Source organism: bacterium (assembly GCA_016703265.1).
Classification (GTDB): domain Bacteria; phylum Krumholzibacteriota; class Krumholzibacteriia; order LZORAL124-64-63; family LZORAL124-64-63; genus CAINDZ01.
This window is the reverse complement of record JADJCK010000009.1, coordinates 371,349-378,998: the sequence shown is the minus strand read 5'-3', so window position 1 is coordinate 378,998 and position 7,650 is coordinate 371,349. Positions and strand designations below refer to the sequence as shown.

At 70.7% G+C, this 7,650-nt stretch carries 9 protein-coding genes and 1 pseudogene; 5 read left to right on the top strand and 5 right to left on the bottom strand.

Going from position 1 to position 7,650, the window contains the following annotated elements:
- From hydG to IPG61_17455, 3 genes and pseudogenes are all read left to right on the top strand, one after another.
- Nucleotides 1-1,278: pseudogene (gene hydG / locus IPG61_17465) on the top strand ([FeFe] hydrogenase H-cluster radical SAM maturase HydG).
- Between the two features lie 31 nt (nt 1,279-1,309).
- Entirely contained in the window at nt 1,310-1,786 is a 477-nt protein-coding gene (locus tag IPG61_17460; GenBank protein ID MBK6735828.1) for a 50S ribosome-binding GTPase, read from the top strand.
- Nucleotides 1,787-1,955: 169 nt separating this feature from the next.
- Nucleotides 1,956-2,510: a hypothetical protein gene (locus IPG61_17455; GenBank protein MBK6735827.1), complete on the top strand. Its 555-nt coding sequence runs from the start codon at nt 1,956-1,958 to the stop codon at nt 2,508-2,510.
- 62 nt (nt 2,511-2,572) lie between these two features.
- Here IPG61_17455 and IPG61_17450 read toward each other — a convergent pair whose 3' ends face one another.
- The 5 genes from IPG61_17450 to IPG61_17430 all read right to left on the bottom strand — a co-directional run bounded on the left by IPG61_17450 (nt 2,573) and on the right by IPG61_17430 (nt 6,718).
- The gene (locus IPG61_17450; GenBank protein MBK6735826.1) at nt 2,573-2,779 is read right to left on the bottom strand and encodes an HNH endonuclease; all 207 of its coding nucleotides are present in this window, start codon (nt 2,777-2,779) and stop codon (nt 2,573-2,575) included.
- A gap of 8 nt (nt 2,780-2,787) precedes the next feature.
- Nucleotides 2,788-3,711: a hypothetical protein gene (locus IPG61_17445; protein ID MBK6735825.1), complete on the bottom strand. Its 924-nt coding sequence runs from the start codon at nt 3,709-3,711 to the stop codon at nt 2,788-2,790.
- A 347-nt stretch (nt 3,712-4,058) separates the two neighbouring features.
- Nucleotides 4,059-5,513, bottom strand: coding sequence for a HEAT repeat domain-containing protein (locus IPG61_17440; GenBank protein MBK6735824.1), 1,455 nt, complete (start codon nt 5,511-5,513; stop codon nt 4,059-4,061).
- 12 nt (nt 5,514-5,525) lie between these two features.
- Complete coding sequence (locus IPG61_17435; GenBank protein ID MBK6735823.1) at nt 5,526-6,143, bottom strand: hypothetical protein; 618 nt, start codon at nt 6,141-6,143, stop codon at nt 5,526-5,528.
- On the bottom strand, nt 6,140-6,718 hold the full coding sequence (locus IPG61_17430) for an RNA polymerase sigma factor (GenBank protein MBK6735822.1): 579 nt from the start codon (nt 6,716-6,718) through the stop codon (nt 6,140-6,142). The genes IPG61_17435 and IPG61_17430 overlap by 4 nt, the downstream gene beginning before the upstream one ends.
- A 145-nt stretch (nt 6,719-6,863) precedes the next feature.
- Here IPG61_17430 and IPG61_17425 point away from each other — a divergent pair, with 145 nt between their 5' ends.
- Together IPG61_17425 and IPG61_17420 are read left to right on the top strand one after the other, a co-directional pair.
- Nucleotides 6,864-7,421 (top strand): metal-dependent transcriptional regulator, encoded by a 558-nt coding sequence (locus IPG61_17425; protein ID MBK6735821.1) that lies wholly within the window; start codon nt 6,864-6,866, stop codon nt 7,419-7,421.
- 1 nt (nt 7,422) lies between these two features.
- Entirely contained in the window at nt 7,423-7,638 is a 216-nt protein-coding gene (locus IPG61_17420; GenBank protein ID MBK6735820.1) for a ferrous iron transport protein A, read from the top strand.
- Nucleotides 7,639-7,650: the final 12 nt, after the last annotated feature.

Sequence of the window (7,650 nt, the reverse complement as noted above, 5' to 3'; positions counted from 1 at the left end):
GCGCTGACCGTCGAGGAGACCGCGACGCTGCTGCGGGCCCGCGACCCGGACCTGCGCGCCGAGATCTTCGCCGCCGCGCGGCAGCTGAAGGAAACGGTGTACGGCAACCGCATCGTGCTGTTCGCGCCGCTGTACGTGGGCAACGAGTGCGTGAACGACTGCTCGTACTGCGGCTTCCGCAGCAGCAACGCCGAGGCCGTTCGCGCCACGCTCGACCGCGATCAGGTGCGCCGGCAGGTGCTGGCCCTCGAGCGCGAGGGGCACAAGCGGCTCATCCTCGTGTTCGGCGAGCACCCGGACTACGACCCTGAGTTCATCGCCGACAGCGTCCGCGAGGTCTACGCCACCCGTGAGGGCACCGGTGAGATCCGCCGCGTGAACATCAATGCCGCGCCCTTCGACGTGGACGGCTTCCGCACGATCCGCGAGGCGGGCATCGGCACCTACCAGGTGTTCCAGGAGACGTATCACCACGGCGCCTACGCCCGCGCGCACCCGGCCGGCACCCGCAAGGGCGACTACCGCTGGCGCCTGTCGGCCCTCGACCGCGCGATGATGGCCGGCTGCGACGACGTGGGCCCTGGCGCGCTGTTCGGCCTGCACGACTGGCGCTTCGAGGTGCTGGGCCTGGTCCGCCACGCGCTGCACCTGCAGGAACGGTTCGGTGGGCCCGCACACGATCAGCTTCCTGCGCCTGCAGCCCGCCCGGGCGTGCACCTGGAAGGCCTGCCGCTGCTGGACGACGACGACTTCCTGCTGCTGATCGCCGTCCTGCGCCTGGCGGTGCCCTACACGGGCCTGATTCTGACCGCGCGCGAGCACGCCGACCTGCGCCGCGCCGCGCTGGCCCTCGGCGTCTCGCAGATCGACGCCGGCACCCGCCTGAACTGGGCGGCTACGGCGAGCCTGCGGCGCTGCCCTGCTCGGAGCGCGGCCAGTTCGCCCGGCGACACTCGCTCGCTGGACGAAGTGATGCGCGAGCTGGTCGACGACGGCTACCTGCCCAGCTTCTGCACCGCGTGCTACCGCAAGGGCCGCACCGGCGAGCACTTCATGGAGTTCGCCATCCCCGGCTTCATCAAGCGCTTCTGCACGCCCAACGCGCTGACCACGCTGCAGGAGTACCTGATCGACTACGCCGCGCCCGGCACGCGCACGGCCGGCGAGGCCCTGATTGCGCGCGAACTCGCGGCGCTGCCGGGCGGCGCCGCGGCCGCTGACCTGCGAGACCGCCTGCGACGCGTGCGCGAGAACGGCGAACGGGACCTCTGTTCCTGAGGGCGGCACGGCCGCCGGGAAGGACTCGACGATGCAGGCAACACCCCGGGGACTGCGGCTCCACATCGGCCTCTTCGGCCGGCGCAACGTGGGCAAGTCGTCGCTGCTGAACGCGCTGGTGCGCCAGCAGGTGGCCATCGTCTCGGAAGTGGCCGGCACCACCACCGACCCGGTCGAGAAGCCCATGGAACTGCTGCCGCTGGGCCCCGTGGTGTTCATCGACACCGCCGACGTCGATGACGAGGGCCACCGGCGCGCGCTGCGGATCGAGAAGACGCGCCGCATCCTCGACCGCACCGACTGGCCTGTCGTCGCCGCCGACGACGGCTGGGGCCCCTTCGAGGACGAACTGGTCGCCGAACTGACCTGCCGCGGCACCCCGTCATCGCCGTCTGGAACAAGGCCGACCTGGCCCCCATGCCGGCTGCGCTGTCCGGGCGCGAGTTTCCTGCGTGGGCCACGGTCGCCGCCACCGGCGAGGGCCTCGACGCCCTGGGCCGCGAACTGATCCGCCTGGCTCCCGAGGACTGGATCAACCCGCCCAGCATCCTCGGCGGCCTGGTGCGCGCCGGCCAGACGGTCGTACTCGTGATTCCCATCGACCAGGAGGCGCCTAAGGGACGCATCATCCTGCCGCAGGTGCAGGTGATCCGCGACCTGCTCGACCCGGGCGCCTGGTGCGTGGTGGCTGGGCGGAAGACGCGCTGGCCGACGCGCTGGCGTCACTGCGGTGTGCGCCCGCCCCCGTCGTCACCGACTCGCAGGCCTTCGCCCAGGTGGCGGCCATCGTGCCTGCTGAAATTCCCTTGACCGGTTTTTCCATCCTGATGAGCCGCTGGAAGGGCGACCTCGCCGAGCTTCGCGCGCGGCGCCCGCGCGATTGGCGCCTTGAAGCCCGGCGACCGCGTCCTCATCATCGACGCCTGTACCCACCACCCCATCACCGACGACATCGCCCGCGAAAAACTCCCCGCTGGCTGAACCAGCACGTGGGCGGCGACCTGGCGATCACCAACTCGCAGGGCCGCGACTGGCCAGCTGATTTGGCTTCTTTTAAGCTGATCGTCCACTGCGGCGCCTGCATGTGGAACCGCCGCGAGATGCTCTCGCGCATCCTGCTGGCCCGCGAGGCCGGCGTCCCGATCACGAATTTCGGGATGGCCATCGCCTGGTCGCTGGGGGTGTTCGAGAGGGCTTTGGGGGCGTTTGGGGAGATACCGGCGTCGCGGTGACGGAGGTTGCCTCCGGCCCGCTTGCCATGCTCCCCCACGACCTGGCGCCCAGCGCTGACCTCTTACGGCGCGAGCCCCGCCGCCCCGACTTGCGCCGGCGCAAGTCCCGTCTGTTCATGCGCGAACCGATGGCACCGCGAGCACAGCGTGACCAGATTATCTGCCTTGTTCGACCCGCCCCGTCCGCGTGGAATCACGTGATGCACCTCGAGGAAACGCGCTGCGCCACACCCCGGCGTGGCGCAGCGATGCCGGTCGCGGGCGAGCACTGCGCTTCTCACTTTGACGGGATCGTGGCGTGATTGCGCCGGCCTGCCTGTTCCACGCGCGCGTCGCACCCGGCGGCCGCGACTTGCGCCGGCGCAAGTTTTCGCTCGCCGCGCGCGGTCACGGCCGCGGCCTGCCCGCAGTCGGGGCACTGGTGGATGACGATGCGGGCGGCGGGGCCTTTCGCGCGGGGGCTGGCGTCGGCGTCGGCCGGGCCCTCGACCAATGATTCCAACGCTGCGAGGACCAGGTCCATGCGGTCGGCCGTGCGCGGCACGAGGCCGCGCTTGCGGGCGCGTTCGACGAGCGCCTCGAACCGCGCGAGCTGCAGGCCATCGGCGCGGAGGGTAATGGTGGTGAGTGGGTCTTCGGCAGCGGTGTTGTTGCTGGCGCCGAATTGTCCGGTGGCGTCGACGTGTTCACTGGCCAGATTTTCCCCCTCGGCGAGGAGTTGCGCCGGCGCAACTGCCGCCCCCAACTCCAGCTGACCAGCGCTCGCGGTTCCGCCTCGGCGTCGCCGCTTCCGTGCCTCCAACACCTCACGCTCGAGCTCGCGTCGGCCGGTCACCTTCGCCTTCGCGACCCAAGCGGCCTGGGTAGTCTCGCCGGCCACGCGGGCCACCTGCTGGGCCTTGGTCCAGCCGAGCTCGCCGGTGGCTACGGCTTCACGCAGTTCGGGCAACCGGTCGAGGTCGTCGGCCAGGCGCTTGAACTGCCAGTAGCGGTTGCGGCTGAAGCCCAGTTCGTGGACCGCATACAGTTCCAGTGAAGGGTGGCCCAGCGCGCGGAAGAGCTCGCGGCGCTGCACCTCGGCGAACCAGAGGACGGCGCATTCGCGAGCGCGGTCGCAGGCGGCCAGGGCCTGGCGCAGGGCGGCGTCGACCGCGGCGGCGGGCTGGTTTGGGGAATAGGTGGGGAGCACGGCGGTGGCCATGTGGGGCTCGGCTTTCGGGGAGGAGGTGAGACGAAAATATAGCGATAGTTGTTCTATATGGCAATAAAAAATGTGTATGTCTGGAAATAATACGGTATACAGTATGGTGGCGCGGCCGCCCGTTCGCCTTGCCGGGACGGTTGGCCCAAACGACCAGCCCATGAGCTCGGCCTGCGCGCCCTGCTTGCAGGACCAGCCCGGACGCCCAGCCCGCCAGACTTGCGCCGGCGCAACTCCCAGCCTTGCCTCGCACCATCGCCAATCCGCTCCGAAACAGCAGCGCCGCCCCGCTGCCCCGGGACGGCGCCTGTTCCTGCCTGCGGACGTCGGCCGCGACCGCGGCCCGCCTACTCCTGCTCGATCACCTCGAGCAGGAACGCCGCCGCGCGCGGGTCGTCCTCGAATTCGCTGACCCAGTAGACGGCGGCCTGGCGGATCTCGGGGTCGGTCTCCTTGCGGGCGATCACCAGCAACAGGTCGAGCGCCTGGTTGCGGTCCTCGACCTGGGTCAGGACGTGGCAGACCTGCATCTTCAGCTCGCTGCCGGCGGCGCGGTCGTAGACGCCGCGCAGCTGGGGTACGCTCAGCTTGCCGTTCTGTGCGGCGAAGTGCAGGGCCTGGGCGCGCAGTTCGTCATCGGCGCGCGGGTTCTCGATGATGCTGAGGAACACGTTCTCGGGCACCGCGTCGTCCAGGCGCGAGAGCGTCAGCAGGGCGACCTGCAGCAGTTCGCTGTCGGACTCGTCGCGCAGGACCTGCTGGGCCAGGGCGCTGACCTCCTTGTCGCGGCCGCTGTTCGAGAGGCTGAACAGGGCCTGGCGACGACGCTCGATGTCGGCGCCGCGGTCGCGCACCAGTGATGTCAGCACGGCGAAGGCGCGGTCGCCGCCGTGGCGGCCGATCGCATGCGCGGCCGATTCGCTGACGCGCGGGTCCTCGGCGCGGTTGAAGACGGCGACGATGGCGTCCAGCGAGCGGTCCGAATCCTTCATCGACAGGCAGATCACGACTTCCGACAGGAGGTCGGCATCGGTATTGCCGCCGGCCAGTTCGATGAGCAGGTCCTCGGCGCGCGGGTCGTCGGTGCGGCAGAGCAGGAAGACGGCGTTGCGGCGGTACGAGGGGCTGGCCGGGCGCTTGCCGCGCAGGATGTCCGCGAGCACGGGCAGGGCGCGGTCCGGGTCCATCTCCAGCAGAGCGTGCAGGGCCTGGATGCGCGTTTCCTCGCGCTGGTCGTCGTTGCCCGACAGTTCGCGCACTTCGCGGGCGGCGTCGACTTCGCCGCGCTGGGCGAGCTCCGCGTAGACGCGCGCCAGCAGGGCTTCGCCGTCGCGGGCGGTTTCGGCGCCGTCGAAGTCGGCCTGCTGGCGGCGCAGCAGCTCGGCCGCGCGCCGGAGTTCGGAGGTGCGATCGAGGCGATAGCGGGCGAAGGCTTCCCAGTAGAGCGCGTTGCCGGCCTCCCGCGTCTGCAGGATCTGTTCGCGCCGCGCCTCGAGCAGCGCCGCGGCGCGCGCGAAGTCCTCGCGGTTGAGTGCCTGGCGGGCGGCGTCGAGTTCGGCGCGGGCTGCGGCGAGGGCAGCCTTCTCGTCGTCGAAGTGCCCGGGAGCGGGGGTGCCGGCAGGCGCCGGGCCAGGCGTGCGGGGCGCCGGTGGCGCTGCCGGTGCCGGCGTGCCGGCAGCAGCGGCCGGTGCCGGTGCTCGCGGGGGTGCCGCAGCGGCCGGTGCCGTTCGCAGGGAGCAGGCGGCGCTCAGCGCGAGCACGGCCAGCACGAGTCTCGTCGGGATACAGTTCGTGCGCATCATCGTGTCCTTTCGCTAGAGGGCGCCGGCTACGCGCAGGCGCTGGAGAGTGGCACGTTCGTGAAGACCGTCGGCGATGCGCGCGGCCTCGCCGGCGCTGCCGCGTTCGGGCAGGGCGGCGATCTGTGCGAGCACAAGCTCGAGTTCGCGCAGGAGGCGGCGCGCGTCCGGGTCGTCGGCGGCGGGGGAATCGAGCAGCAGGCGCGTCTGCGTGAGCAGGCCGGTCGCCCAGTCGGCGGTCGCGGCCGCCGATTCTTCGTGCGCGGGTTGGGCCTGGAAGCCGGCCAGGCGCATCTCGGCGCGGCCGAACAGCTGCGACGTCGCTTCGCGGTAGCCTGACGCGCGGCGCTCGGCGAGCGTCGGGCCCGGGGACTGTGTGGCCTCAGTGGCCTGCGTGGACTGCGGTGCCGGCGGCGCGGTCCAGCGGCCGACCGCCACGCCGAGCACCAGTACCGCTGCCAATGCGGCACCGCCGCCTGCCCAGCGCCAGGCGCCGGCGCGTCGGGCCGACGGGAGCGGGCGTTCCGTGGTCGTGCGCGCGGCCGCGATCTGCGACCACATGCGCTCTCGCGGCGTTGCCGGCGGTTGCGGCAGCGCGCGCAGGGATTCGTTGAGAAGGCGGTCGTCGTTCATCGTTCCACTCCCGCGACCAGGGCCAGCCGCAGCTTGCCGCGCGCCCGCGACAGGCGCGCCTTGATGGTGCCGACCGGGGCGCCGCTGGCCGCCGCGATCTCCTCGTGGGTGAACCCTTCGAGTTCGTGCATCACGAACGCCAGGCGATGCACATCGTCGAGTGCGGCCACCGCCCGCTCCAGCCGCCGGCCGAGTGCGGGGTCGCGCTCGGGCTCCGGCGAGGCGACCGGAAGCTGCTCGATCTCGTCGACCGCCGTCTCGTGCCGCCGCACCCGGCCGCGGCGGCGCAGGCCGCCCAGGATCACCGTCACCGCCACGCGGTGCAGCCAGGCGCCGAGGGGACCGTCACCGCGCCAGCCGGACAGCCGGTCGAAGGCCCGCAGGAAAGCATCCTGGGTCAGGTCCTCGGCCAGTGTCGCGTCCCCGCTCATGCGAAAGGCCAACCGGTAGATCCGGTCGACATGCGCATCGTAGAGATGCCGTTCGGCTTGCGCGTCGCCGGACAGGATCCGGCGGGTGAGCTCATGATCGTCCACTGGTTTCCTGACGGCTGGGCTTCCGGAGTCCCGTGTCATCCCCAACGACACTCTGGAGCGGCCAGGGGTTGCCTCCCATGAGAATTTTCTTTACTCCGGGCGGTATTTGACCGATCTTTGGCGAGACAAAAAAGTTTTGTCGCCATTGAAACAGCATTTTCGAAATTGGGCCCGGGAGCCGGTCATGAGAGCGGAAGAGCTGCAGCTGAGCGCCAGCCTCGAGGACTACCTGGAGGCCATCTACCATACGGTGGCGGCGAAAGGGGCGGCGCGTGCCAAGGACATTGTCCTGCGCATGGGTGTGCACAATTCGTCGGTCACGCAGGCACTGCGATCGCTGTCCGAGAAGAAGCTCATCAACTACGCGCCCTACGATGTGATCACGCTCACCGACGCGGGCGAGGCCCTGGCGCTGGGCGTGGTGCGGCGGCACGAGACGCTCTCGAAGTTCCTGAACCATGTGCTGGGGCTGCCCGATGCCGAGGCCGACGCGGAGGCGTGCCGGCTCGAGCATGCAGTGAGCGGCGGGGTGCTCAACCGGCTGGTGCGGTTCGTCGAGTACTTCGAGAGCTGTCCACAGAACGATGTGCGCTGGGATGATGCCGCCGGGTTCTTCTGCAACCGTGCGCCGGGCTCCCACAACGGGACGTGCGGGCGCGACGAGTGCGGGGGCGACATGCAGCTGAGCGATCTCTTGCCCAAGGATGCGGTCGATGCCGCGCGCCCGAAGGAGGCGCAGTGACATGCCGCTGACGATGGTGCATGAGGGAACGCGCGCGGTGCTGAAGTCGATCGACGGCGGGCGCCAGTTGCGGGGGCGGATGGCGGCGCTGGGCCTGTTGCCCGGGGCGGAACTCGAAGTGATCCAGAATTCGGGCCAGGGTCCGTTCGTGGTGGCGGTGCGGGGAAGCCGCATCGTGATCGGGCGCGGCATGGCGGCGCGCATCCTCGTGGAATAGGCAGGCCGGGGA